Source organism: Alteromonas sp. BMJM2 (genome assembly GCF_027257845.1).
Classification (GTDB): Bacteria; Pseudomonadota; Gammaproteobacteria; order Enterobacterales; family Alteromonadaceae; genus Alteromonas.
In genome coordinates, this window is the sequence record NZ_JAPVOT010000014.1 from 54,522 (window position 1) to 77,815 (window position 23,294).

25 protein-coding genes, 1 tRNA gene and 1 pseudogene are annotated in these 23,294 nt (G+C 41.8%); 17 read left to right on the top strand and 10 right to left on the bottom strand.

Annotation, left to right across the window (positions count from 1 at the left end):
* Positions 1–230: 230 nt before the first annotated feature.
* Positions 231–425 carry a hypothetical protein gene (locus tag O9X84_RS14295; protein WP_269520389.1) on the bottom strand — a complete coding sequence of 65 codons (195 nt, stop codon included), beginning with the start codon at positions 423–425 and terminating at the stop codon, positions 231–233.
* Between the two features lie 94 nt (positions 426–519).
* Between O9X84_RS14295 and O9X84_RS14300 the strand changes: the two genes are divergently transcribed.
* Together O9X84_RS14300 and O9X84_RS14305 are read left to right on the top strand one after the other, a co-directional pair.
* Positions 520–1,752 (top strand): PDDEXK-like family protein, encoded by a 1,233-nt coding sequence (locus O9X84_RS14300; protein ID WP_269520446.1) that lies wholly within the window; start codon positions 520–522, stop codon positions 1,750–1,752.
* 191 nt (positions 1,753–1,943) lie between these two features.
* Positions 1,944–3,120 (top strand): annotated as a pseudogene (locus O9X84_RS14305) (IS3 family transposase).
* Positions 3,121–3,176: 56 nt separating this feature from the next.
* Here O9X84_RS14305 and O9X84_RS14310 read toward each other — a convergent pair.
* Both O9X84_RS14310 and O9X84_RS14315 read right to left on the bottom strand, forming a co-directional pair.
* Positions 3,177–3,371, bottom strand: coding sequence for a hypothetical protein (locus O9X84_RS14310; protein ID WP_269520390.1), 195 nt, complete (start codon positions 3,369–3,371; stop codon positions 3,177–3,179).
* A gap of 1,009 nt (positions 3,372–4,380) precedes the next feature.
* Entirely contained in the window at positions 4,381–5,394 is a 1,014-nt protein-coding gene (locus O9X84_RS14315) for a helix-turn-helix transcriptional regulator (RefSeq protein WP_269520391.1), read from the bottom strand.
* 284 nt (positions 5,395–5,678) lie between these two features.
* Between O9X84_RS14315 and O9X84_RS14320 the strand changes: the two genes are divergently transcribed.
* The 7 genes from O9X84_RS14320 to O9X84_RS14350 all read left to right on the top strand — a co-directional run bounded on the left by O9X84_RS14320 (position 5,679) and on the right by O9X84_RS14350 (position 11,504).
* A complete protein-coding gene (locus O9X84_RS14320; protein ID WP_269520392.1) occupies positions 5,679–5,897 on the top strand; it encodes a hypothetical protein in 219 nt (72 codons plus the stop codon).
* A 69-nt stretch (positions 5,898–5,966) separates the two neighbouring features.
* Positions 5,967–6,167, top strand: coding sequence for a hypothetical protein (locus tag O9X84_RS14325; protein WP_269520393.1), 201 nt, complete (start codon positions 5,967–5,969; stop codon positions 6,165–6,167).
* A 71-nt stretch (positions 6,168–6,238) separates the two neighbouring features.
* Positions 6,239–7,135 carry a DNA-processing protein DprA gene (locus tag O9X84_RS14330; RefSeq protein WP_269520394.1) on the top strand — a complete coding sequence of 299 codons (897 nt, stop codon included), beginning with the start codon at positions 6,239–6,241 and terminating at the stop codon, positions 7,133–7,135.
* A 136-nt stretch (positions 7,136–7,271) separates the two neighbouring features.
* Positions 7,272–7,526 carry a cytoplasmic protein gene (locus tag O9X84_RS14335; protein ID WP_269520395.1) on the top strand — a complete coding sequence of 85 codons (255 nt, stop codon included), beginning with the start codon at positions 7,272–7,274 and terminating at the stop codon, positions 7,524–7,526.
* A 171-nt stretch (positions 7,527–7,697) separates the two neighbouring features.
* Positions 7,698–8,405: a hypothetical protein gene (locus O9X84_RS14340; RefSeq protein ID WP_269520396.1), complete on the top strand. Its 708-nt coding sequence runs from the start codon at positions 7,698–7,700 to the stop codon at positions 8,403–8,405.
* 184 nt (positions 8,406–8,589) lie between these two features.
* Positions 8,590–10,563 carry a DUF2779 domain-containing protein gene (locus O9X84_RS14345; protein WP_269520397.1) on the top strand — a complete coding sequence of 658 codons (1,974 nt, stop codon included), beginning with the start codon at positions 8,590–8,592 and terminating at the stop codon, positions 10,561–10,563.
* A 506-nt stretch (positions 10,564–11,069) separates the two neighbouring features.
* Positions 11,070–11,504 carry a hypothetical protein gene (locus tag O9X84_RS14350; RefSeq protein WP_269520398.1) on the top strand — a complete coding sequence of 145 codons (435 nt, stop codon included), beginning with the start codon at positions 11,070–11,072 and terminating at the stop codon, positions 11,502–11,504.
* Between the two features lie 251 nt (positions 11,505–11,755).
* Here the strand turns inward: O9X84_RS14350 and O9X84_RS14355 are convergent.
* The 3 genes from O9X84_RS14355 to O9X84_RS14365 all read right to left on the bottom strand — a co-directional run bounded on the left by O9X84_RS14355 (position 11,756) and on the right by O9X84_RS14365 (position 13,705).
* A tRNA-Val gene (locus O9X84_RS14355) sits at positions 11,756–11,832 on the bottom strand.
* 137 nt (positions 11,833–11,969) lie between these two features.
* Positions 11,970–13,046, bottom strand: coding sequence for a patatin-like phospholipase family protein (locus O9X84_RS14360; RefSeq protein WP_269520399.1), 1,077 nt, complete (start codon positions 13,044–13,046; stop codon positions 11,970–11,972).
* 242 nt (positions 13,047–13,288) lie between these two features.
* Positions 13,289–13,705 (bottom strand): MarR family winged helix-turn-helix transcriptional regulator, encoded by a 417-nt coding sequence (locus O9X84_RS14365; RefSeq protein WP_269520400.1) that lies wholly within the window; start codon positions 13,703–13,705, stop codon positions 13,289–13,291.
* A gap of 283 nt (positions 13,706–13,988) precedes the next feature.
* Here O9X84_RS14365 and hmgA point away from each other — a divergent pair, with 283 nt between their 5' ends.
* Complete coding sequence (hmgA, locus tag O9X84_RS14370; RefSeq protein ID WP_269520401.1) at positions 13,989–15,299, top strand: homogentisate 1,2-dioxygenase; 1,311 nt, start codon at positions 13,989–13,991, stop codon at positions 15,297–15,299.
* Between the two features lie 329 nt (positions 15,300–15,628).
* On the top strand, positions 15,629–16,702 hold the full coding sequence (hppD, locus tag O9X84_RS14375) for a 4-hydroxyphenylpyruvate dioxygenase (RefSeq protein WP_032095033.1): 1,074 nt from the start codon (positions 15,629–15,631) through the stop codon (positions 16,700–16,702).
* A 151-nt stretch (positions 16,703–16,853) separates the two neighbouring features.
* Here hppD and O9X84_RS14380 read toward each other — a convergent pair whose 3' ends face one another.
* Positions 16,854–17,213 (bottom strand): VOC family protein, encoded by a 360-nt coding sequence (locus O9X84_RS14380; RefSeq protein WP_269520402.1) that lies wholly within the window; start codon positions 17,211–17,213, stop codon positions 16,854–16,856.
* 442 nt (positions 17,214–17,655) lie between these two features.
* Here O9X84_RS14380 and O9X84_RS14385 point away from each other — a divergent pair, with 442 nt between their 5' ends.
* The 6 genes from O9X84_RS14385 to O9X84_RS14410 all read left to right on the top strand — a co-directional run bounded on the left by O9X84_RS14385 (position 17,656) and on the right by O9X84_RS14410 (position 21,230).
* The gene (locus O9X84_RS14385) at positions 17,656–18,045 is read left to right on the top strand and encodes an ACT domain-containing protein (protein ID WP_269520403.1); all 390 of its coding nucleotides are present in this window, start codon (positions 17,656–17,658) and stop codon (positions 18,043–18,045) included.
* A gap of 2 nt (positions 18,046–18,047) precedes the next feature.
* Positions 18,048–18,551 (top strand): PTS sugar transporter subunit IIA, encoded by a 504-nt coding sequence (locus O9X84_RS14390; RefSeq protein ID WP_269520404.1) that lies wholly within the window; start codon positions 18,048–18,050, stop codon positions 18,549–18,551.
* A 104-nt stretch (positions 18,552–18,655) separates the two neighbouring features.
* A complete protein-coding gene (locus tag O9X84_RS14395; RefSeq protein WP_269520405.1) occupies positions 18,656–19,003 on the top strand; it encodes an ArsC family reductase in 348 nt (115 codons plus the stop codon).
* Positions 18,997–20,133 carry a succinyl-diaminopimelate desuccinylase gene (gene dapE / locus O9X84_RS14400; RefSeq protein ID WP_269520406.1) on the top strand — a complete coding sequence of 379 codons (1,137 nt, stop codon included), beginning with the start codon at positions 18,997–18,999 and terminating at the stop codon, positions 20,131–20,133. The genes O9X84_RS14395 and dapE overlap by 7 nt, the downstream gene beginning before the upstream one ends.
* Positions 20,133–20,816 (top strand): M15 family metallopeptidase, encoded by a 684-nt coding sequence (locus O9X84_RS14405; protein ID WP_269520407.1) that lies wholly within the window; start codon positions 20,133–20,135, stop codon positions 20,814–20,816. Before dapE ends, O9X84_RS14405 begins: the two co-directional genes overlap by 1 nt.
* Before the next feature lie 204 nt (positions 20,817–21,020).
* On the top strand, positions 21,021–21,230 hold the full coding sequence (locus O9X84_RS14410) for a DUF2897 family protein (RefSeq protein ID WP_269520408.1): 210 nt from the start codon (positions 21,021–21,023) through the stop codon (positions 21,228–21,230).
* A gap of 56 nt (positions 21,231–21,286) precedes the next feature.
* Here the strand turns inward: O9X84_RS14410 and O9X84_RS14415 are convergent, their stop codons facing one another.
* The 3 genes from O9X84_RS14415 to astE are packed head-to-tail and all read right to left on the bottom strand — an operon-like array spanning position 21,287 to position 23,120.
* Positions 21,287–21,613: a heavy metal-binding domain-containing protein gene (locus O9X84_RS14415; RefSeq protein ID WP_269520409.1), complete on the bottom strand. Its 327-nt coding sequence runs from the start codon at positions 21,611–21,613 to the stop codon at positions 21,287–21,289.
* A gap of 51 nt (positions 21,614–21,664) precedes the next feature.
* Positions 21,665–22,069, bottom strand: coding sequence for an HIT domain-containing protein (locus O9X84_RS14420; protein WP_269520410.1), 405 nt, complete (start codon positions 22,067–22,069; stop codon positions 21,665–21,667).
* Positions 22,062–23,120, bottom strand: coding sequence for a succinylglutamate desuccinylase (gene astE / locus O9X84_RS14425; RefSeq protein ID WP_269520411.1), 1,059 nt, complete (start codon positions 23,118–23,120; stop codon positions 22,062–22,064). The genes O9X84_RS14420 and astE overlap by 8 nt, the downstream gene beginning before the upstream one ends.
* Between the last annotated feature and the right edge of the window lie 174 nt (positions 23,121–23,294).

A 23,294-nucleotide genomic window follows, 5' to 3' on the forward strand; every position in this document is an offset into this window, starting at 1 on the left:
TCCTCGCTAAATTAGCGCAGACTTCTACAATAGCGGCATCTTAATGGGTAGCCGTAAGAGATATCCAAAGGTAAGCATTGTATATACTAGCTCAGACTTGACTCGGCAGTTTAGCCGAATACGTTATAGCTCTTTTCCAAGAGTCTGTGAATTTTCAAAGGTATCCATGCACAAACAGAAACGCCCTATTCATTCAGTTTAAGAGTAATTATAATTTTGGCTCTCACTTGTTACCCTAGCGAAGTTTTCCAGTAAACAATGAACTTATTCAAAGGTGGATTACAGTCTAATTTAATTTGCTCAATGGCCGCCTGGTGCAAAATCATCAGCACTTCATCAATATGTGTTTTTTCGCCTGCTATCAGCTGAAAATTGTTTTGACCAAGAAGCCCCTCCAACGCAAAGCTCACGGCGAATACGAACATTACTATTTGCATTAATTTTAAGTTTATTATAGCGTCGTAATCATAAAAATATTTAGTTATGCATATCAATAGTCAAGGCTGAATTTTGCAACCAATGGTGTTTGGATTGGAGCGCTTCTTTGTTAATAATGAAGACGTTCAAAAAATTGAATCTTATTTGCGTACTTTCAATCCTCTTCGAGTCATGAAAGTGGAGCGAATGGAAATTAGGCATTCTGCAATTCTTGGTTGGTTGTTGAACCCCCATGAAAATCATTCTATTGGTGATTGGTTCCTAAAAGCTTTTTTATCAGAAGCACTGAAGGAAAAATCCACCACCGTGTCTTCGCTGGATGTCTACTCAAGCGATCTTTCTTGTGCGAGTGTTTACATCGAACACGACAATATCGATATATTGATAGATGTTCCGTCTGAAAAGTGGGTATTCATCATTGAGAATAAAGTTGGCGCAAAGCAATCTACAGATCAACTTAGGAAATACCGTCTAAAGATGGAGTCACGCTATAAAAGTATGGGTTACACCATATGCGGTATTTTTTTAACCCTAAATGATGAAGTGCCAGATGATCCAACTTATGCATCATTTAGATATATTAGCTGTCTCAAACTTCTTTCACTTCTTTTGCAACAATTTAAAGATTCGTTGTCAATAAAGATAGGCGATTTCATTGGTTATTATCTCGACATTATTGAAAGGGAATGTGGTGTGAGTGCAGAAAAAGAAAAGATGATTAAATTAGCAAAACAGCTATATAGAGAACATAAGGATGTCATTGATTTTGTGTACGAACACGGAAAATCTACGGAGTTCAAATACGCAGCTGAAGATACTTTTGCAAAGGGTGCCTATCTAACAGAAGACACATCTTATCGCTTATTGTCCATCTCAAGTAGCATGGTTTCCTTTCTGCCAGAAACCTGGATACAGTTTTTTGAAATAGCCAACGAAAGAAAGGGTTCTTATTTCTGGGAAGGTTGTGAAAAGTATTGGTCACAATATCCTTTTATCATGTTTATCTATCTGGCAGACGGTAAGCTAAAATTGGTTGCTGAACTGGGTCCCATTACTGATCACGATTTAAGAGTTGAGATTATCCACGCGTTTAAAACGTCTCAATACGTTGGAATTAGACATTTTGGCGCGAATGCGACGAGTAAAGAGGCTAGATTTTCAAGGTTTATTAACTCGAAGGCTTTCACTGTTAAGGTTGATGAAGATCAACAACATGACTCTGAATACCTGAAGCATAAGATTAAAGAACTGCTCAACAAAGCAAAGGGACACATTGTTGATCCTACAAGTGATATATTAGGCGGATTATTGTGATTCCCTAGGGGTTATGTGAATTAGATTAATTAATAGTAATATATCGCATCAAAAAGGCTGCTTAACTTAACGGCTTAACATAAATTGAAAGTAAATCTTTAAAAACTTGAATAATATCTGACGTCTGACGTGGTCTAATTGAATTGACCAGTCCAGTTAAGAGTATAATGATAACTTAACTGGAGAGAGAAATGCCCGAAAGAAAGCGTTACACCAAAGAATTTAAACTCGATGCTGTTAGCCTTGTGCTTGATTAAGGCCATAGCAGAACCGATGCTGCCAAAATGTTAGATGTTAATAATCAGATGATCAGTCGGTGGGTCAAAGAATACCAGCAAGATGATGATGGGCAAGCATTTAGAGGCAACGGCAAATTAACACCAGAGCAAGAAGAGATCCGTCGGCTTAAAGCGCAGGTCAAACAGCTTGAAATGGAAAAGCGCAGATTAAAGGAAGCGACTGTCTTTTTCGCCAAGGAAACGAAGTAAAATATCGTTTCATCGCGCAACGAAAAAAGACCTATCCAGTCGATTTAATGTGTCGACTGTTGGGCGTGAAGAGAAATGGCTTCTACCGGTATGTGAAGAAGCAGGAATTGCCGCAGACACAGAAGGATAATGAAAAAGCGAAGATGCTCGAATGGGTTAAAGCATAGATGTTGCGAGTGACCATACATACGGTAGCCGTAGAATGCAGCGAGCATTGAACTGTTTAGGTTATCCAGTAGGCAGACAGCAAACGCGACAGCTAATGAAAGAAGCCAACGTAAAGGTTCGATACAAGAAAAAGTATAAAATCACTACCAATAGTGATCACGACAAACCCGTATTCGACAATGTGCTCAACCGTGAGTTTGACGTCAACGCACCGGACCAAGCGTATGTTTGCGATATTACCTACGTTTGGACACGTGAAGGTTGGTTGTATTTAGCCGTGGTTATTGATCTGTTCTCGCGGAAAGTTGTGGGTTGGAGTATGGGCTCGAGAATGAAGGCCAAGCTTGTTTGCGATGCACTGACAATGGCGATTTGGCAACGTCGTCCGAAGCCAGGATTGATTCTTCATTCTGATAGAGGAAGTCAGTATGCTAGTGACCAGTATCGTCGATTATTGAAAGGCCATGGCTTTATAGGCAGCATGAGTCGAAAAGGGGACTGTTGGGACAATACCGTGGTAGAGAGTTTCTTCGGTACACTGAAACAAGAACGTGTGCACTGGAGATCATATCAAACGCATCACGAAGCACAGCAAGATATCTTGCAATACATCGCGACGTTTTATAACCCGATAAGGTTACATTCATACCTAGGCTATATGAGTCCTAATCAGTATGAAGTGGCAGCATTGGAACAGAAGAAAGTAGCTTAACTGGGTTGGTCAATTTTGGTTGACCACGTCAGTTCGATAACCAAGGCTCCCCTTACCTACTCAACATCCACAATGTCAAAAGTAATGTCGCCTAAATCATTGCCCTCTACTGAAGCAAAAGACCCCAAGGGGCCAGTCACATCAATACACATTGAGATTCCAGAGGGCTCACAATCGGCATTAATTTCTGCTTCTGTTTTGCTTTGTGTAATCTTAAAATACAGCTCAGTTTGCTCAGAAGATAATTCCATAATTATCTTCTGCTTTTTACTTTTTTCTTTTTTCTTTTTGCATAAATATACTCCCGATAACCAGAACGAATTTTTTGAAGTAATTACCAATGTTCGTTCAGATAAGTCGTTTTAGTTTTTTCTACTTATATATTTTTAGACATACGTAAATTGTTTTTCATTGCTTTTTCACACTCTTTTACTGCATTTGCAAACAGCGCCATTTCCAAATCATGCAAATGGTAGTGTGAAAGAGAATTTAGGCACGTGTGTAATAGAGTCAGATAACATTGATAAGTATCGGCGCGCTTTACTCTTTGCCAACCACTGGCCACTAAACTTTTTACTTTGAACAGCTATTGTTGAGTAAAGCCTATTTTCTTAGTAGCGTCGCCAGTAACTTTGTTTCGCCCGCTGATGTAATTAAACGCAACTCTCTTGGTTACCCCTGCGTTCCATTGCACGGCATTAAGACATGCGGCGACTCTCGCATCGTATATTGCATATTTATTCCTATCCGCAATCGAATAGATTTTTGAATAGCTAGCAACGCCTTTTAATGGCGTTGACGGTGTCTCGCGCACTAATTCTTCAACATATTTTTTAAGCGTTGCTGGCCTATTGGCTCTTACCCCTCCCCAGTCCGCTACGATTATTTTTGATAGCGTTAGTCGCTCTTCTTTTTCAGAGTTTAGCCATCGCTTATTAAAATGATTTTTGAGCTCAACATTGGCGGCGTAGCCTTTCTCACCAGACAGCTCAAACCCGCCAATTTTCGGTATTTTCCATTCTTAGCTTGTTTTGAGTTTCGGTATTTCTGCTCTGAAGTACTCGGTTAGAGTAGTGATGCACTCGTCCATAAAAAAATCTCCATATATACTTATAAAACTGGCTAGTTGGCTCCCTTATACTTCTCACTTGAAGTTGAGGTAGGCTAAATTTAAACGAACCCAATGTCCAGGCGTTGTAATAATTAATGTTAGGTTACATTACTATTGCGTCATTTAGTGACGCATACTTTTACTTATTTTTATGCAATGCCATATCGCTGATTAGCTTTACGCAACAGTTCCATTAACTCATCCTTCACCACTGCAGGAGATGTCACCGTTATCAAATCACTTCGCCCAGCTAACCACCAAATCAATTCACTATTTGGAGTGACGTGTGCAGTAACAAGGCAAGTCTTTTCATCAATATTAGTGATTGCCTGATGCTCCCCTATTGTCGTATTTTCGAAAAAGAATACAAATGATTCATCAACCTCGAGCATAAGCTCTACGGCCTTTTGCTGAATGGGGTACGAGAAAGCGGCATCTTTTTCGACATATTCATCAAGGTCAAAGTTTTTGAGACGAACAACATCGGAAGCCAGTATTTCTACTTTTTGAAAACGCGATAAGTGAAATTGTTTTACGTCCTGACCCTCGCCCGACCTAGCTACTAGGTAAAGAACGTTGCCTTTACAAACTATACCTAATGGTGAAAGCACATAATGTTTTGGCTCTGAGTTGCGTGGCTGATACAACACAGATATTTGTTTGTCAGCAAGCACTGCCTCATAGATTAATGCTTCAATGTCGTTGCACAGAACAGGAGCGTGAAATAAATATCCGGCATCAATCTTTTTGAATTTCTTCTTCCATTTTGCAGTGTTTGACGATTTTTTATTAAGAAGCTCTTCTGCGGTATGAAAGTACGGCTCCAATTCATGGATAACTTGCTTCGGGAGTGCCGACAAGAGATTGTCTTTTATCATATACAGTGCAATCGCCATGCTTGTCGACATTAGCGGAAGTGACAATGCCTTTTGCGAAGCTGGCCAAAACCACGACTGACGTCTTCCCTCTACTTCACACGAGATAGGAAATAGCGTAACGCTTGATAAGTAATTTAAATCCCGCTGAACCATCCTAATGTTTACGGAAAACCCTTCGAGTTCCAGATGATGGACAATTTGCCTGACGGTAATGGAGCGTGGATAAACCGGTATTTGGCTCAGAATGTGCCAATAGCGCGTCATGGTTTCTAACGATGAAGACATAAACCGTAATTCCTTTTGGTTTAATCGAAGATGTTATTGAGTTTGCGTATTTGAATACTACGTTGAGAAGTAATTGTTTTGCAAATCCTTCGACTGCGTCATGAGGTGACGCATTGGCTCTCTATAATAAATTCATCGAGACACAAGTTTAGGCCTAAGGCGCCTCTGTCATGACGCTTCAGTAAAAAAAAGAGCTCTTAATACAGCTTTATTGCGATGGTACGCACACATAGCTATTACGATTGTCGATTTTGATGATTCTGCTATCAACAATAGGAAACCCAATGAAATCAATTGTCCTCATTGCTCTGGCAGTCTTATGCATAATAGCAGCCTGTTACTGTCGCATTACATCGGGGATAGCCCCAGCCTTTTTGATAATTGGCTTTATCATTTCTTCATTGTATCTCAGTATGAATATTGTGGGTTTAACTAAAAAACAAAGCATTCAGCGAGATAGTTATCAGCTATTTCAAAGCGTGGTCGAGGATTTTAAGGGATAGTCTTGATGCGTCACAAGATATCGCATTGAAAGGGTAAACTGTATTCAAAATTAAGTTATAGGAGTAACGATGCCAAAGCAACTTACTATCACACTATCAGAGGAAGCTACCTCCCGTTATTTAGCACTTTGTGAGTCATTAAATGAAGAAAGTAATGATATAAAATTGAGTATTGATGTTACTACACCAAACTACATTCCGAATAGAGTGAGTATTGACGGTGAGGCAATTGGCAGCGCATTAGTAGACTTTATTGAGATAGATGTTTGAAAATTTCAATACAGCGAATGAATGCAAGATACAGTGTTCTACTTAGAAAGGCGTTTTAAAGGAGACGGTAAATGCAAATTGAAGAAATAGTTGCGTTGTCTGGGATAAAGGGATTAGGCAATGCGAGTTTGCTAAACATTTTACGCCTTGCTCAATCAGTCGATAGTTTTTCGATAACATGTCAACAGTGCCAAGTGATGATTATCAACGCTGTTCCTGTAAGGTTGACGGGCCCGCTTATTACTTTTTTTGAAAAACCTGAGCTACGCCTTGATTCTGCAAGACAATGCATTGATTCCTACCGAGCAGCCGGTATTACACTTATTTCGCTGTTAGATGCCCATTATCCCGATGCATTACGACGCCTTGCTAAGCCTCCATCATTGCTCTATTGTCGCGGCAATATAGCCTTGCTCGCGCCGGAGCGACAGCGTGTTGCTGTCATCGGCACCCGAACTCCAACCCAACTAGGCAAGGGTGTTACAAAAACAATCACCAAAGCACTGTCTGCGCAAAAAAAGATTATTGTAAGCGGACTCGCCATAGGTATAGATTCGGTTGCGCATGAGGAAACGTTACGGCAACGAGAAAACACCATTGCTGTAGTTGTCGACGTACTTAAAATCTATCCAGCGACTAACAAAAATCTGGCTAAAAACATCATCAATACCGGTGGACTCATTATTAGCGAAAATCCTCCCGGCACTCGTATATCGCAAGGACTCTTAGTTCAACGCGACAGAATACAAGCTGCGCTTTCAGAACGCGTTTACGCCATTGAGTGTCGCGAAAAAGGCGGCACCTTGCATGCAATCAATGTTGCACTTACTCTGAATATCCCTGTTTGTGCTCCACAGTATACAGACTGGGACTACGCAGACCTTAAGGTCGAAGAAATTCAGGGGCTTTTACCGCTACTTGCATCTAATGAGGTCGAAGCGTTTTCGCCAAATGATGAGCTTCATTAGATTGATACCTGTTTTACGCACGGTTAGTCAACTGATTAGCAACCCAATACTCGTAGCACCATAAATTTTGGACTTGAAACGCAGTATGACACTGCCTTGATGAACGTATAAATTTATTAAAATAGGGAATGTTGAAATGAATGATTTAGACCTCGGTCAAGCACAATCCAGTGGACACCGAAAGGTAGTCAATAATAGTGAAAAGTGCGGATGCTTCTGTTGCCTCTCAATTTTTAAACCCAATGAAATAGAAGAATGGGTAGAGGATGAAACAGCGTTATGCCCACATTGCAGTGTTGATGCAGTTATGGGTCAAAGTGAAAATTATGATATTACGCTAGAGTTTCTTACCCGAATGAAGGATCGTTGGTTTGGAGCTAGAACTCTGTAGCCGGCTCTTCGACATAGTAAAAAAAGAGCGAACGGGATGCTTCCAATAAAGTGACTTTTGAGTTCAAGTGCATTAGCGCAAACAATCGAAAGAAATTAAAAATGACGTGTCCCTCTTAATATATTGCATGGCCATTAACAGGCAATAAAAATCTATAAGGAGTTATACATAATGGAAGAGTGTACGGACGCGCTTATTGCCTACTTTGAGGTAGAGTTACCGAAACTTGATATAAGCTATCAATGGACAATCCCTAACATTAAAGGGTTCGCGCATTCAGGTGAAAAAGGTTATGAGCCAAATGTGAAGCTCAAGAAGTACTTTAATCAGCAATGGAAAAAAGCTGCTACAGACGAGGGTGAGCAACTCAGGTTAGCAAAAGTTATTGTTGCAGACTGGGGAGGGGTAAAAGGCAATAAAACCGATACGCTAAAAAGGTATGTCGAAGAATTAAATAATGGAATACCAGCAACCCCATTAAAAGGCGTAGCAAGTTATTCAAAGATATTCTCCATTGTTGACCCCAATGAGTATGCTATCTATGACGCAAGAGTGGCTGCGTGCCTCAATGCGGTGCAATGGAATGCTGGAGTTAAGAGGGGGCTGGCTTTTAATTATATCAGTGGTAGAAACAAAGTGACTGGGGATGCAACCCAAAAAAGAGGATTTGCTCACCAAACTCCTTTCAAAGTAAAAAGCTTAGTGGCCAATGATTGGCAAAGAATAAAAAGAGACGATACTTATCAAGTTTACCTAGACCTCTTAAAACGATGCCTCGTACATTTTACAGAATACGATATGCGCGACCTAGAGATGATACTTTTTGCAAACGCAGAGAAAGAATGTGAAAAAGCATTGAGCATCCATCAACTCCGTTGAATAGTATCCCGCAATGAGAATTATTTGATGGCCCACCACTTATTATCTGAATTCGGGGTCTACATCTTTTACAAAAAAATTAATAAAAGACCTGCATTCAACAGGTATCACGGAACCGAATTCTGCGGGCACGAGTTAGTCGCTGAAAAGCTGAGGGAAAGACTTGATATTAGGATGGATTGAAATGACTAAACCTAGATATTTAACAAAATCACGATTTAAGTTGGCAACTGAGTGCCCAACTAAACTTTTTTATACCGGAAAAAAACAGTATCCAGATAATAAGCTAGGTGACCCATTTTTAGCTTCATTGGCGGATGGCGGCTTTCAGGTTGGTGAATTAGCTAAAAGTTATTATCCTGATGGTCATGATATTACGTCTCTCGATTATGAAGAATCCATTCAGCAAACCAATGAACTATTGAAACAAGAGAATGTAGTAATATTTGAGCCTGCTATTCGCTTTGGTAACTTGTTTGTTCGAGTCGATATCTTGGTTAAGCAAGGTAATGAATACAAACTTATTGAGGTTAAAGCAAAGTCATACTCCTCTAGTAAAGACAAAGATTTTCTCAATCGGACAGGAAAACTGGACTCGAAATGGAAGCCATATATTTATGATGTGGCGTTTCAAAAGTACGTATTAAAACAAGCTATACCCGGTGTGGCAGTAAGTAGCTATTTGATGGTAGTCGATAAAGATACTCTATGTCCTGTTGATGGATTAAATCAGAAGTTCAAATTAACTCGTGACGAGAGAAATAGACGTGGAGTCTCTGTTTCTAATTCCTTAACTGCCTCAGATTTATCAGTCAAAATTCTTAAAACAGTAAATACAGACAAAGCGGTTCAAATTGCCTACGAGACTGAGTTACAAAGTGGAATGCCCGTGGAAGGTTTTATCTCTAATATCGAAGTGCTAGCGGAACAATACGCTAAAGGCGAAAAAATTAGGCCTGTTATTGGTTCTAGATGTAAAAGGTGTGAATTTAAATGCACTGAAGCTGAAGAGGCTAAAGGCTTTAAGAGCGGATTTAAAGAGTGTTGGACGGAGCAACTTCGTTGGAACTCTTCTGACTTTGATGAGCCTACGGTACTAGAGATCTCCAATTTCAGAGGTTCAGATAGATGTATTGAAAATGGCAAATTTAAGCTAAAAGAATTAACGCCTGAAGACATCAAGTATGAAGACTCAAATACGCCAGCATTAACTTTAAAAAAGAGACAGTGGCTCCAAATTAAAAAAGTACAAGAAAATGATTCGAGTGTTTATTTTGATATAGATAGCATGAGAAATGAGATGGAATCATGGACCTACCCATTGCACTTTGTCGATTTTGAAACGTGTGCAGTGGCTATTCCTTTCTATAAGGGAATGTCGCCTTATGAAGGTATTGCTTTCCAGTTTTCTCATCATATCTTACACCACAATGGTCGTGTGGAGCACGCAGGGCAATTCCTAAGCTCACAGGTTGGCGAATTTCCTAACTTTTATTTTATAAGGGAGTTAAAAGCCCAATTACAAAAAGATAAAGGCACCATATTCAGGTACTCAAATCATGAGAATGCTTATCTCAATACGCTTTATCAACAATTGAAACTATCTGGAGAACTAGATAAAGACGAGCTTTGTGACTTCATCAAATCGATAACTAAATCTTCTAATAACAGCAAGAATAATTGGTTAGGCAATAGAAATATGGTTGATCAATGGGAGCTTGTTAAAAAATATTATTATGACCCCGCCACACGTGGCTCAAACTCTATTAAGGCGGTATTACCTGCCATTTTAAATAGCTCTCAATTTCTACAGGAAAAATACGTTAAACCAATTTATGGCGCTAAGGACTTGCCAAGCTTAAATTTTGAAAACAAGGCTTGGATTAAATTTGATGAGAACGGAAAAGTAATAGACCCCTATAAGTCATTGCCAAAGATGTTTTCAGAAGCTTCAGAGCATGACATCGAGCTTTTATCTGAATCCGATGAGCTTAATAATGGCGGTTTAGCACTAACTGCCTATGCCCGCCTACAGTTCACCGAAATGTCAGACTATGAAAGAAAAGAACTTGAACGCGGACTTTTAATGTATTGTGAGCTAGATACATTGGCCATGGTTATGATCCAAGAAGCTTGGCGAGAAATGATAAATGAGTAGCATTAATCTATTAGAATGGATGCTGCCCTATTGGTTGTGTATCATGCAGGTAAGTAAATTAGTTAGCCAACCTAAGTTAGCAGGAATCAAACAGGGACCCTCTGCCAAGTCAAGGCATATATCGCTATGAACACCGCTCTCTCTGCCACCTCTTTTAAAATTCATATCTTATTTATATACAGAGGGTTTGTAAAAAGAACAAACTGAATCGCCACTAAATTCCCATCGAACGTGTTCGCTGTGGATGGAACATCTATGAAGCGCTTGAAATTGTTGAACGAAAATTACCGTCTTTAAACTATCAAGGCCGTATTGAGGAATTCGCTGCCCAAGAAAAAATTAAACCAGGTAGTGTAGGAAAACGCCTTTCTTTAAGACGAAAACGGATTAGATAGTGGCTTAACCTGCCGGGCCACTCCCCTACTCGCCATAGCAATGCCTTAATTGTTACAGATTCAGAAGGGCGCACTTTCAGCAGCTTAAAAGAAGCTACCGCCAAAAAAGGCATGCATCGCTCATCATTAAAAAACGGCGGCTTAAAGCTTGTTAAAGTGAAGAAATACGCCTTTGAATCGGAAATGACTATTTCCGCCGAATCTATCTTACTTTTATGCGCTCATCCAAATTTACGGTTAAAAGATGACTTATTTTCTTCTGATGGCCACTACATACTTTTAGATAATCAAGTTCGCCTGCATTTGTTCTTCCGAAACACTGGGAGTAATGAGTTTATAGGATGTGCATCGATTGATAGTGTCACGTTATTCAGTGTTAACTGCTCGGCAAATGGCTATGGCATACTTTCAAACAGTATTTTATTTCGTAATGCCACTACCTTAAAAGCTAATGAAAAAACAGCATTGCACAATTTAATGCGCGGTTGTGCGAAGCAGAATTGGGAAATGTTCTTGAGTGACTTTGTTAAATACAAAATGCCGTAAGAGGAAATCTTTATGGCTTTTTAACGGCAAATAATGAGGGAGTGAAGTCTAGATTTGGTCACGGATGGTCACGAATTGTGACCACGCGTGACCATCATGACAGTATTCATCTGTTCTCAAAGGAAAAAACGAAAAGAAACAGAAATTCTAAAAAAACTGCTTAAAACCGAATAATTTAATGCTGTCAGTGAGTTAGGAAACTAAAATAATTTTACAATGACACTGAAAAAAAATTTTGGAAGAAAAATAGATGGTGCGTCTACCCTGATTCGAACAGGGGACCTCTACCATGTCAAGGTAGCGCTCTAACCAACTGAGCTATAGACGCATTGTGTATCTGGCCGTTGATAAATAACAAATGGGCATTTGTTTACTCAACGGCGCGTATAATACTGAGGCAAAATGAAAGCTGCAAGAAAAACTTAACAAATCGCGCTTAAGTGTTTATTTTACCAGCAACTTCATCTAACGTTGATTGAAAGGAAGGGGTTTAATACTGTCTACCAATCTTCCATCGTTCACCGCTTCCATAAAGTACTCCCCCAACCTATCGGTTTCGCTTAGTACAGTTTGCCAGTATTTTATGCGCGTGGGCGCATCAAGTACCTCAAAATCTTTTCTATCAGGTATCTTGCCGTAAGGCAGTTTTGCAACAAACGATGGCGAGGGCACTAGCATCACGACATTCTCGTAGCTCGAACGATGAGGTACGCGGCGTTTTAAGCCTTTATCGAACCAGCCAGGAATGGGTTTGTTGTAAAAGTGAGGGTATAACACTAACCCTTCATGGGGGCCAAAAGACACGTCAAAATGATAGTCGATAATACCGCCGTCTCTGTACATGCCTACTGGCGCCCCCTCAATTTCTTTCACCCCTTCAATGACAATGGGGATAGACCCTGAAGCTAAGAGTGCACTGTGAATATTGCCCTCAGTAAGAGAATGGAAATGAGATGGCATACCGTATGGGTCGGTAATGGTTAATTGGCTGTTGGGCGAAGAAAACACATACCGCTCATAAAGCTTTGACAAGTTCTTGCGGCTTACGGTGTTTGCCGCTGCGCTCATGGCAAGGCCCGAAAGCTGCTGAAATTTACTCTCAAACCGAGTGGCCCCCAAGCATTTAGCCACAATTAAGTGCGCTTTGAATCGCTCATTGGCCAGCACTTCTTGCTTGCCCTTGTCGCTGACCATTTCTTTTAAAAGATCTTCTGCTTTCGCCGTAATCTCTCGCGCCGTTGGCTTATTGCTGCTGTAGGTAGTGGTAGAGTACGACTGTGCCAGCCTGTTTATGGCGGCAAGTGGATCGTTTTGTACTGCGCAGATTGCGCGAAACGCACCTGCCGACGAACCTATAACATGAATTTGATGCTGAACATTGGCAAACCATTCAGGAAATAAAACTCTGTCTAAACCCGCTAGCGAAAACCATTTTGGGCCGCCTGAAGCGCCTAAAAAGTAACTAAACAATTCGGGGCGGAAACCATTTTTTAAAATTGTTTCGTGTGCTTTTTTACCTGCATATACTTCTAATGGTGCCACTGGTTTTCCTGTTCTGATTTTACAGCTACCGCGTTGTGTTTTTGTTTTGTGTTTTGTGCTGCGCTTTTTAATGTGTTCCGTGCTGCACTTTTTACTGTGTTTTTGTTGTCTTTAGTGAACGCTGTGCTGTATTTTGTGCTTTATTGTATTTTGAACACAAATTACCAGTTAACCTGTTAAAAGTAACCGTTTTACCTCACAGAATATCACTTGTCCTACCACGCTATTTAGGCACCAAGCCTTTACTTTTGTTGGCTTAAGCTATTTATCACTTTTAAAAATATGTGGTACTCATCGTTAGTGATATTTTCTAATCTGTCTATTTGCCACTTCGCGACTAATGGCGTAAGCGCGTTGTAAGTACGCACTCCTTCTGCAGACAACGATATGTTGATAGCTCGCTTATCAATTTCATTCGTTTCGCGAACAATCAGCTGCTTACTCTCTAATTGCTGAAGCGCTCTACTGGTTTTGACTTTATCTAAACGAGTGGCAACTGCAATATGCTTTGATGTTAACGACGTCGCATTACCAAGCGTGGCGAGCACGCGCCATTCTGGCATGGTTAACCCATAGGGCTTATATACCGCGGCGAGTGAATCACTTAAATCACTGGATAACATAGCGACCTTATAGGCCAGCATATCGTTTAACTGCACGGGTAACTTCCTTACATTTATCGCTTCTTATAAAAGCTGTCTGGGTACATAAATAGCACATCTAACATGTAAACTAATCGGCACAATTTGCGGTTAAGTTCAGGCGCTAATCTGCATTCACATTTGATTTACATCGTTGTACGTTCTAGCCTAAACAAATTAGTTTCATTTGTAACTACTTTCGTAAACAGTTTCTTTAGCAAGTGTTAAGCGCAAAAAATTAACGGCAAAGCCTTTTTTGAGAGTGCTTTTAATAAGAGAGAAAGGGCAAGGAGTTTTATTGATGCAAGAGTTGATTCACAATCTAGAATACATGAGTGGGTTTAATAACGAGCACGAAACCGAAGCGCTCGCTGATGCGCTGCCAAAAGGTCAATTTAGCCCGCAAAAGGTTAATTATAATCTGTATACAGAGCAATTTAGCAGTACGGCGTTTACTGCGCCTCGTCATTCTAATAGACGCAGTTGGACCTATAGAATTCGCCCTTCTATTGCGATGGGCGACTTCCTGCCCTACTCTCAATCATTAATTAAAACGGGGCCCGAAACAGATATTCCCTGCCCCCCGAACGTATTGCGATGGGATCCACTTCCGCTGCCAGAAACACAGACGGACTTTATCGACGGACTTATTACCGTAGGCACTAATGGCGATGCAAAGGTGCAAACCGGCATGGGTATACACTGCTATTGTGCCAATGCATCTATGGGTAATCGCGTCTTCTACTCTTCAGACGGCGAAATGTTGTTTGTTCCTCAACAGGGCACTCTGTATGTAAAGACTGAGTTTGGTAGGCTAACCGCGGCTCCGGGTGAAATAATGGTCATTCCTCGTGGTGTGCGCTTTTCGGTTGAAGTAGCCGAAAACGACCCTATTCGAGGCTACATTTGCGAAAATTACGGGCACCCGTTTGTGTTGCCTGAGCGTGGACCGGTGGGCGCAAATGGGTACTCAAACCAAAGAGACTTCTTATATCCAACCGCATGGTTTGAAGACAAAGATACGCCACACACGGTAATTAATAAGTTTTGCGGTAACTTATTTGCTGCCGAGCTCGACCATTCTCCCTTTGATGTGGTTGCTTGGGTTGGCAACTCGGCCCCCTATAAGTACGACCTTGCTAATTTCAACGTAATGAACACGGTAAGTTTCGATCACCCAGACCCGTCTATTTTTACCGTGCTTACCTCACCTTCTGAATTAGAGGGCACGGCAAATGTGGACTTCGTTATCTTTCCTCCACGCTGGATGGTGGCAGAGCACACTTTTAGACCGCCTTATTACCACAGAAACGTGATGAGTGAATTTATGGGATTAATTGAGGGCACCTACGACGCCAAAGAGCACGGCTTTGTACCGGGAGGAATGAGTCTTCACAACAGTATGACGCCTCATGGGCCAGAAGCAGAAGTCTTCGAAAAAGCGTCTAATGCCGAGTTGTCACCCCAGCAGTATAAAGACACTTTGGCATTTATGTTCGAGTCTCGTTTCCCCATAGCGCCTTCCGCCTATGCGATGCAAACTCCCCTACGTCAAAAAGACTACATAGGGTGTTGGAAGGGGTTAAAGAAATACTTTGATGGCACACGCTAAAAACCATTTAGTTTGAAACATCGACGTAAAACCATTTGGTTGCAAAGAGTTCGGCAACAGTGTGGTGTGACTTTCTTGAACTTGATACGCTGTATCAAAAAGTGAACACCACCAGCCTATATTCTTAGTTTAACTTATCCAATAAAATCAGGCTATTAATTACTATTTTCTGCCGCTAAGCGTTTGTTTAGACACAACTGAAAACTTATCGTTACATCCATGCTTTCCAATTGGAATAGGCGTGTATCTCCTCACTATTGCTTGTCTTTTAACGTGGCGCTTACAATCGAGTCACAATTACAAAAACACTTTGCTTAAGGAAAATACCCATGGCAGATTTATTTGAAAACCCAATTGGTTTAGACGGGTTCGAATTTTTAGAATTTACCGCGCCAGAGAAAGGGATTCTGGAACCAATGTTTGAAGCAATGGGCTTCACCCTTGTCGCTCGCCACAAGTCAAAAGACGTTGAGTTGTGGCGCCAGGGCGACATTAACCTTTTAAGCAACTACGAAAAAGACTGCCACGCGGCTTATTATGCTGAAGAGCATGGCCCATCAGCATGCGGTATGGCCTTTAGAGTGAAAGACTCACAAGTAGCATATAACGAAGTGCTAGAGCGCGGTGCGCAGCCTATGAATACATACACAGGCCCCATGGAATTGAAGCTTCCAGCCATTAAAGGCATCGGCGGCGCGATGTTGTACCTCATAGACCGCTATAAAGGCGAGAACACAATCTACGACATCGACTTCAACTGGATTGAAGGCGTCGATCGCCACCCAGTAGGTTGCGGTTTTCATACGCTAGATCACCTTACTCACAATGTGTATCGCGGCCGTATGGACTTTTGGGCAAACTTCTACGAGAAGTTATTTAACTTCCGTGAAATTCGTTACTTCGACATTAAAGGTGAATATACAGGGCTGTTATCTAAGGCCATGACGGCTCCAGACGGTAAAATTCGTATTCCGTTAAACGAAGAAGCCGTTGGCGGCGGCGGTCAAATTGAAGAATTCTTGATGAAGTACAACGGCGAAGGCATTCAGCATATTGCTTTTGCGTGCGACGATCTTGAAGTGTGTCTTGATAGACTAAAAGCCCGAGGCATGAAATTTATGACGCCTCCGCCCAACACGTACTACGATATGCTAGAAGAGCGTCTACCCGGCCACGGTGAAAACGTAGAAGAACTGCAAAAGCGCGGGATCTTACTCGACGGTACCACAAAAGATGGCGAACCTCGCCTGCTGCTACAAATATTTTCAGAGACCGTTTTTGGGCCTGTGTTCTTTGAGTTTATTCAACGAAAAGAAGACGACGGCTTTGGCGAAGGTAACTTCAAAGCACTCTTTGAGTCTATTGAGCGCGACCAAGTTAGTCGCGGTGCGCTAAGTAAATAAGAGCGGTTAAACAGCAAGAAAGAAGTGTAAAAGAACAACAATAAATAAGTGGGCGAGCGACATATAATCAAATAAAGGCTCAATGCTCACATTAAAAAGCATGTGTTAAACACATGCCTTAGGTGACTTTAAAACGGCGACTGAAGAAATTTCATTCGCCGTTTTTTTCATAAAGTGCACAAGCTGCACCTGAAGGGTCTAGAATTGTGCAAAACCGATCCTCTCCGTGATGCTTTATCTCTCCTACTTGCTTGCCACCTTTTATTTTAACTTCTGCTAATGATTCGGTTAAATCGTTTACCGTGAAGTAGTTTATCCAGCCTCCTGGTAAGTCGCTATTCACCCCTTTCTTGTGGCAAATTCCGCCAATGGGCGTACCGTCAGCACTCATCATAACGTAGTCATTGTACCCGCCCATATCTATAGGCTCTTTTTTCCACCCCATTACTGCTTCGTAAAATGCCACTAAATTTTCAGCGTTTTCCGTTGTGATATCACACCAACTAGACATAACCTCTCCTTCACATCATCGCCGCCATTTATTAGGCTGTCTCAGCCTAGGCAAGGTCTTCATAGTTATAAAGTAGTGTAGCCTATTTATGCAAAATACTGAGGGCCTTTTCTCCCTTGATCGCGCTTAAGGCAATGAGCTAATGCAGAGCAAAACACATAATGAAGAGAGCCAATGTCAAGCTAAGAAATTGCAAAATATATAAACATTTTTGATTTTGGTTGTAGACACAGCCTGTGGAAAATGCTTGCAAAACCCATAATGTTATCCACTGCGCATTGTTTGTACAGTTTATTTTAAACTTTAAAATCAATAACTTAAACAAAGACCCCAAACTACTCAACAAACTTATCCACAGATTAAGTGGATAACACGTGACACTTAATCACAGTTAATGGTTTAATGTGGATATGTTTGAAGTATTCACGTTTATTGATTATTCATGCCTAAACAAACACTTTTAGTTCACGATTCGTTATTCACTATTCACAGCTTAGATCCCGACACGAGCATTCCGTCTTCCGTGCTAAATAGCCCCCTATTCTTTCTTGGAAAGACCGAAGATGAACTGTCTATTGTTGTTCCTGAATCGGTGGAAGTCGACTCTGTTGACAGCGATGAAAATTGGCGAGCATTAGAACTACTCGGCCCACTTCACCTTTCAATGGTAGGTATTATGGCTGAGTTGGGACAGGTGTTGGCGGCGGTAAAAGTCGCTATATTTGTTGTTTCCACTTTCGACACCGACTTCTTTTTAGTGAAAGACAACAAACTTGATGATGCTGTGAAAGCATTGAAGAAGGCAGGCTATACCGTTAACGGAATTCAATAGCCGTGAAGAAAGGCCAGCTACTTTCTGCTCCCCCAGACCAATTTAAAAAGTCTTTCGACATCGCCTCTCCTGTAAGCGGGCAAGTACGGCACCTTAATTCAATTGATGGCACGTTTTACACTCAGGGTTACTTTGGCCCTGGCGCCGTAATAAGCGCTTCTTCCTCTAGCATTAAAGCGCCTTTTAATGGTATCTGCACCCGCGTTACGCCCCTAGATTACGCCATTGAAATTAAATCAAGCGTAGGGTTGAAGTGCTTGATAAAGTTCGGAGAAAGCACCCAGCATCTTCACGGTGCTCAATTTAATTGCCATGTAAAGCGCGGTTCAACATTTAAAGCAGGTGCGGTATTATTTACCGTAAATACGGGCTGGCTTAAGCAGCAGGGAGTAGAGAATGTGTGCATCATGACATTACTTAACGCTCATGCTTTGCTGGGTGTTATGCCTACCAACAGAAAATACGTAGAAGCTGTTGAAGACCCATTGCTCACCTTATTTGTGTAATGAATTAACGATTTTCATCAATATTACGCAACAGCGTTAAGATTTCTCGAGCTTATTTACGGTCTTAGTCTATCCATTATATTCAGAAGTACGGAATTAATATTATGAGCACAGTTATGTATGGTATCCCTAATTGCGACACCATTAAAAAAGCAAAAAAGTGGTTAGCGGAGAAGGAGATTAACTTTACCTTTCACGATTATCGAAAAGACGGCGTTAGTGCTGAATTTTTAGCACGTGCTGAAACTCATCTAGGTTGGGAAGCCATGCTGAATAAGCGAGGCACTACTTACAGACAGTTAGATGAGGCAGAAAAAGCGACTATCGACAAAGATAAAGCGCTGGCGCTTCTAGAGCTTCATCCCGCAATGATAAAGCGCCCTATTTTAATTACTAACGATACTTTTCATATTGGTTTTAAACCTGCTCAGTACGAGGAAATATTTTGCTAAACGACTCTGTTATTGATATTGCTAAAAACCTGATTAATCGGCGCTCGGTTACACCAGACGATGCTGACTGTCAGGACGCAATGAAAGCATTTCTTGGTGAACTTGGTTTTGATAATGAAACTATGGTGTTCGACGATACCACTAATTTATGGTCGAGACGCAACACAGAGGAGCCACTTTTTTGCTTTGCAGGACATACCGATGTAGTGCCAAGTGGCCCTGAAAGCGCATGGAAAACATCGCCCTTCGTCGCCACTGAAATAGATGGTTATTTACACGGGCGCGGCGCAGCAGACATGAAGGGAAGCCTTGCGGCTATGCTCGTAGCCACTAGGGAGTTTGTTAACAAATACCCTGAGCACAAGGGAAGTATCGCGTTTTTAATTACCAGTGATGAAGAAGGCCCTTTTATAAACGGTACAACCCGCGTCATTGATACCCTTGAAGCCCGTAATGAAAAAATTGACTGGTGTTTAGTCGGCGAGCCATCATCTACCGATAATGTGGGTGATATTGTCAAAAACGGACGCCGAGGCTCTCTCACTGGCGATCTTATCGTAAAAGGTATTCAAGGCCACGTAGCCTACCCACATCTTGCGAAAAACCCCGTGCACCTAGCGGCTGCTGCACTTGATGAGCTGGCCAAGTCTCATTGGGATAACGGCAATGCATTTTTTCCGCCTACTAGTTTTCAAATCTCAAACATTCACGGCGGTACAGGTGCCGGTAATGTGATCCCTGGCGAGCTTCACGTTTGTTTTAACTTCCGTTTTTCTACTGAAGTGACAAACGACATACTTATTGAGCGCACAAGAGCGATTTTAGACAAACACGAGCTCGACTACGATATAAAGTGGACCTTTAACGGACAGCCATTTCTCACTGACTCTGGCGCCCTGCTTGAAGCAACTCAAGGTGCTATTGAGTCAGTGAAGGGGACGCCTACCGTGCTATCAACCGCAGGCGGTACATCAGACGGTCGATTTATTGCACCAACAGGCGCACAAGTGATTGAACTAGGCCCTGTCAACGCCACCATCCATAAAATAGATGAGTGCGTAAAAATGTCTGACCTAGAGCAACTCGCCGATATGTACTTCGGTATACTCGAACGCTTGCTTGCTAACTAATGACTCGCAAAGTACCTAATGAACAATGGCTAGGTCAGCACAACCAGCACCTAGTGGATGCTGGCCACGGCCATTTGCTTCACCCTACCGTGCAATTGGCTTTTACCGCTATGCAGCAAAAAGCCCATAGAGACGGTATCGACCTACAAATAGTCAGCAGCTTTCGCAGCTTTGAGCGCCAGCTTGCTATATTTAATAAAAAGTGGCGTGGTGAGGCAATACTGCGCGATGCAAACGGCAAAGTACTTGATAACACCGCGCTATTAGATACCGATAAACTGCACGCTATTTTAACATGGTCTGCATTACCCGGCGCCAGTCGTCATCATTGGGGCACCGATTTAGACGTTTTTGATAGAGCATCGGTGCATCAGTGGAGCGGTACTTTCGAGTTGATAGAACAAGAATACCAGCCGGATGGCCCGTGTTATTTACTTGCCTGCTGGCTTGAGGATAATATGGCTGAGTTTGGTTTTTTTAGACCTTTTAGCGAGCATAAAGGCGGTGTTGCTTGTGAGCCTTGGCATTTAAGTCACAACGCTACTGCTAACGACTTTGAGCAGTCTCGAAACTTGAAGGCGTTTACCAGTGCCCTAACGCATAGCGATATGCTGGGTAAAGACACGGTACTACCTGATTTGCCTTATTTATATAATCGCTACGTGCTTAATAACGGCTCATAACGATGTGAAACATTGCATTGCTGATACAAGCGCTCATGTAAGTGCTCGTGTAAGTGCTCATGATAGTAATCATGTAAGTGCTCATGTAAGTGCTTGTAAATGTGCCTATATAACTGCTTATCAAGTCGATTTTAAAACGACGCCTAGCCAGGTTAATTTAAAGCGCTTTTCATTTTCACATTCACTACGCAACTGAGAATTAGCATGGACACAATTTGGGTAATCGTAATCGTTGTATTGGTATTAGGGGTGGTTGTTGGCAACATAACCTTATTAAAATACAGCGCTAAATTTAAGTTTCCCACGCCGTCTAAGCCTGTTGATGATAGCAAAAGCAGTGATAGATCCGCTGGCAACTCAGAGGGAAAGAAGCGCTCAAATGGATTTGATGATGATGAAGACGACGATTGGTAAGAAAAACGCTGCGTAACCCGCAGCGTTTCAGTTCAAATAAAACATTTATTTGCAGTTTACCGTGGGGTTGTCTTTACCGCAGTACCACTGATACTCACCATCAGCATACTGCCTTTGTCCCCAATCACCTGATAATCTAAATCTATCCCCACTACCGCGTTTGCGCCCATCGCGCGAGCTTCGTGCTCAAGTTCACTAAAAGCAAGTTTTCTCGCGGTAGTAAGCTCTTCTTCGTACGAACCAGAGCGCCCACCCACAATGTCTCTGATAGAAGCAAATAGGTCTTTAAAAACGTTGGCTCCCATAACGGCTTCGCCAACAACAATGCCGCAGTAGCTATCTATTTTGTGGCCTTCAAGTGTCGGCGTAGTTGAGATGATCATAATAACTCCATTTAAAAGTAGTGAATTGTAATTGACGCGTTTTGCTTCTTTTTATTCGCTTAGCGCCTGTTTTAATGTTGCTAACAACGCACTCGCTTCAGCATCAGCGTACGTAATGGGTGGTTGATTGCCCCAAACCGGCTTCGGCCATGCTACGTCAGTCTCAAAACGCGCAACATGATGCACATGAAGTTGCCTAACCACATTACCTAACGCCCCTACATTGAGCTTGTAGGGTGAAAATAGCTGAAGCATAACTTTCGACACCGTGGCTGATTCTTTAAGAAGCGTCTGCTGCTCGTGCTCAGACAAGTCAATAATTTCAGCAATGTTATCGCGCATAGGCACTAAAATAAGCCACGGAAACTGCTTGTCATTCATCAACAATACACGACAAAGGGTTAAGTCACAGACAAAAAATGTATCATTGTGTAAACGGCTGTCTAACTTAAACATCTTGCTTTTCCAGTTCATCAAAGCTTTCCAATTTGGTTGGTACAACAGTAAGCAGTGCTCGTTGTCCAATAGCCACCTGGGCATTAGGAAATACGATGGCTTCACCATCTTCTTGTGCGATGTACTGCGTACTGGGCTCAGACGCTAATACCGTGCCTTTTGCATAATCGGTAAAATTAGGCGTGTCGTCATCAAAGTGCAGACTAAACTGCGCTTCCTGTCGATTGATCACCTGATTAACACGATAAATATCAAGCTCTTCAATCTCAACGGTTGGTGCAAAATCGTCTTCAGTAATTAGGCTTATAAACGCGGCTTTAGCGTCAGCAAAGCGAGCCATATCGTTGTGCCCAAACGGCTGAACCTTTCCAAGTTCAACGGTGAAAGCGTGAGCATTATGGTAATACGAAGAGTAATAGCTAAATGTCGTCGTAGCACTTTCAGATAGCAGTATGGTTTTCACCCCACAGGCGGCTAAAAAGGCAAGCTGCTCTTTACTGTGCTTACGTTCATGTAAATAAGGATATACTGCAAACTTTTCGTTTTTCGAGGCTCGTATAGCAGTATGCAGGTCGTAATGAAGGCGCTCGCCACTGTTCTCATTAAAGAAATTGGCAACGGCATCTTCTAGCGCTTTAGCTCTCTTGCGCTCGCTGTTTACTAATCCTTCTCCTTTAGAGTGTGCACCGCTGAACAAGCGGTTCATGTTTTCTTCAACAAAGCGCTCTGCAATATCCATAGCGGGTAGGTTGCCGAACAAGAACAATACATTGTGCGAGAGCGTGAGCTTACCCGTTAGAATATGCTGAACTATCTCATCGCAAATTTCGATAGGCGCCGTTTCGTTACCGTGTACGCCACAGGACAACACAACGTTTTTCTTATTCGGCGTGCTCTTTTCAGGATAGAAGCTAATGATCCCCGGCGCTGTAATAACTACGCGTACAACACCGCTGGTGTTTGGTAATTCAAATGTGATTGGCGCTGAGAATAACGAAGGAGAGCGTCTGGATAACGCAAGAAAGTGTCCACTATCGATGAGTTGTTGCATAGTTCAACCGTGTTGAAAAAGAATAGTGATAGTTTAACTATCCGTTAATTCAAAAGCACGTTTTCAACGATAAAAGCCCACATTTACTGTATATCGAGCGTAAAGCACACCACTTGCTAACGACTGACAAGCGCACGGTGTGCTAAATAACCTGAACCCTCTTTAATGGATGAT

What these genes read in the sequence shown, in the direction of transcription:
- hppD (WP_032095033.1), top strand. Translation starts at nt 15,629, where the DNA reads ATGGCAGATTTATTTGAAAACCCAATTGGTTTAGACGGGTTCGAATTT.
- O9X84_RS14420 (WP_269520410.1), bottom strand. Translation starts at nt 22,069, where the DNA reads ATGTTTAAGTTAGACAGCCGTTTACACAATGATACATTTTTTGTCTGT.
- O9X84_RS14295 (WP_269520389.1), bottom strand. Translation starts at nt 425, where the DNA reads ATGTTCGTATTCGCCGTGAGCTTTGCGTTGGAGGGGCTTCTTGGTCAA.
- O9X84_RS14335 (WP_269520395.1), top strand. Translation starts at nt 7,272, where the DNA reads ATGAATGATTTAGACCTCGGTCAAGCACAATCCAGTGGACACCGAAAG.
- O9X84_RS14415 (WP_269520409.1), bottom strand. Translation starts at nt 21,613, where the DNA reads ATGATCATCTCAACTACGCCGACACTTGAAGGCCACAAAATAGATAGC.
- O9X84_RS14320 (WP_269520392.1), top strand. Translation starts at nt 5,679, where the DNA reads ATGAAATCAATTGTCCTCATTGCTCTGGCAGTCTTATGCATAATAGCA.
- astE (WP_269520411.1), bottom strand. Translation starts at nt 23,120, where the DNA reads ATGCAACAACTCATCGATAGTGGACACTTTCTTGCGTTATCCAGACGC.
- O9X84_RS14300 (WP_269520446.1), top strand. Translation starts at nt 520, where the DNA reads ATGGTGTTTGGATTGGAGCGCTTCTTTGTTAATAATGAAGACGTTCAA.
- O9X84_RS14405 (WP_269520407.1), top strand. Translation starts at nt 20,133, where the DNA reads ATGACTCGCAAAGTACCTAATGAACAATGGCTAGGTCAGCACAACCAG.
- O9X84_RS14350 (WP_269520398.1), top strand. Translation starts at nt 11,070, where the DNA reads ATGCATCGCTCATCATTAAAAAACGGCGGCTTAAAGCTTGTTAAAGTG.
- O9X84_RS14345 (WP_269520397.1), top strand. Translation starts at nt 8,590, where the DNA reads ATGACTAAACCTAGATATTTAACAAAATCACGATTTAAGTTGGCAACT.
- O9X84_RS14380 (WP_269520402.1), bottom strand. Translation starts at nt 17,213, where the DNA reads ATGTCTAGTTGGTGTGATATCACAACGGAAAACGCTGAAAATTTAGTG.
- O9X84_RS14340 (WP_269520396.1), top strand. Translation starts at nt 7,698, where the DNA reads ATGGAAGAGTGTACGGACGCGCTTATTGCCTACTTTGAGGTAGAGTTA.
- O9X84_RS14330 (WP_269520394.1), top strand. Translation starts at nt 6,239, where the DNA reads ATGCAAATTGAAGAAATAGTTGCGTTGTCTGGGATAAAGGGATTAGGC.
- O9X84_RS14325 (WP_269520393.1), top strand. Translation starts at nt 5,967, where the DNA reads ATGCCAAAGCAACTTACTATCACACTATCAGAGGAAGCTACCTCCCGT.
- O9X84_RS14395 (WP_269520405.1), top strand. Translation starts at nt 18,656, where the DNA reads ATGAGCACAGTTATGTATGGTATCCCTAATTGCGACACCATTAAAAAA.
- O9X84_RS14385 (WP_269520403.1), top strand. Translation starts at nt 17,656, where the DNA reads ATGCCTAAACAAACACTTTTAGTTCACGATTCGTTATTCACTATTCAC.
- O9X84_RS14410 (WP_269520408.1), top strand. Translation starts at nt 21,021, where the DNA reads ATGGACACAATTTGGGTAATCGTAATCGTTGTATTGGTATTAGGGGTG.
- O9X84_RS14315 (WP_269520391.1), bottom strand. Translation starts at nt 5,394, where the DNA reads ATGTCTTCATCGTTAGAAACCATGACGCGCTATTGGCACATTCTGAGC.
- hmgA (WP_269520401.1), top strand. Translation starts at nt 13,989, where the DNA reads ATGCAAGAGTTGATTCACAATCTAGAATACATGAGTGGGTTTAATAAC.
- O9X84_RS14310 (WP_269520390.1), bottom strand. Translation starts at nt 3,371, where the DNA reads ATGGAATTATCTTCTGAGCAAACTGAGCTGTATTTTAAGATTACACAA.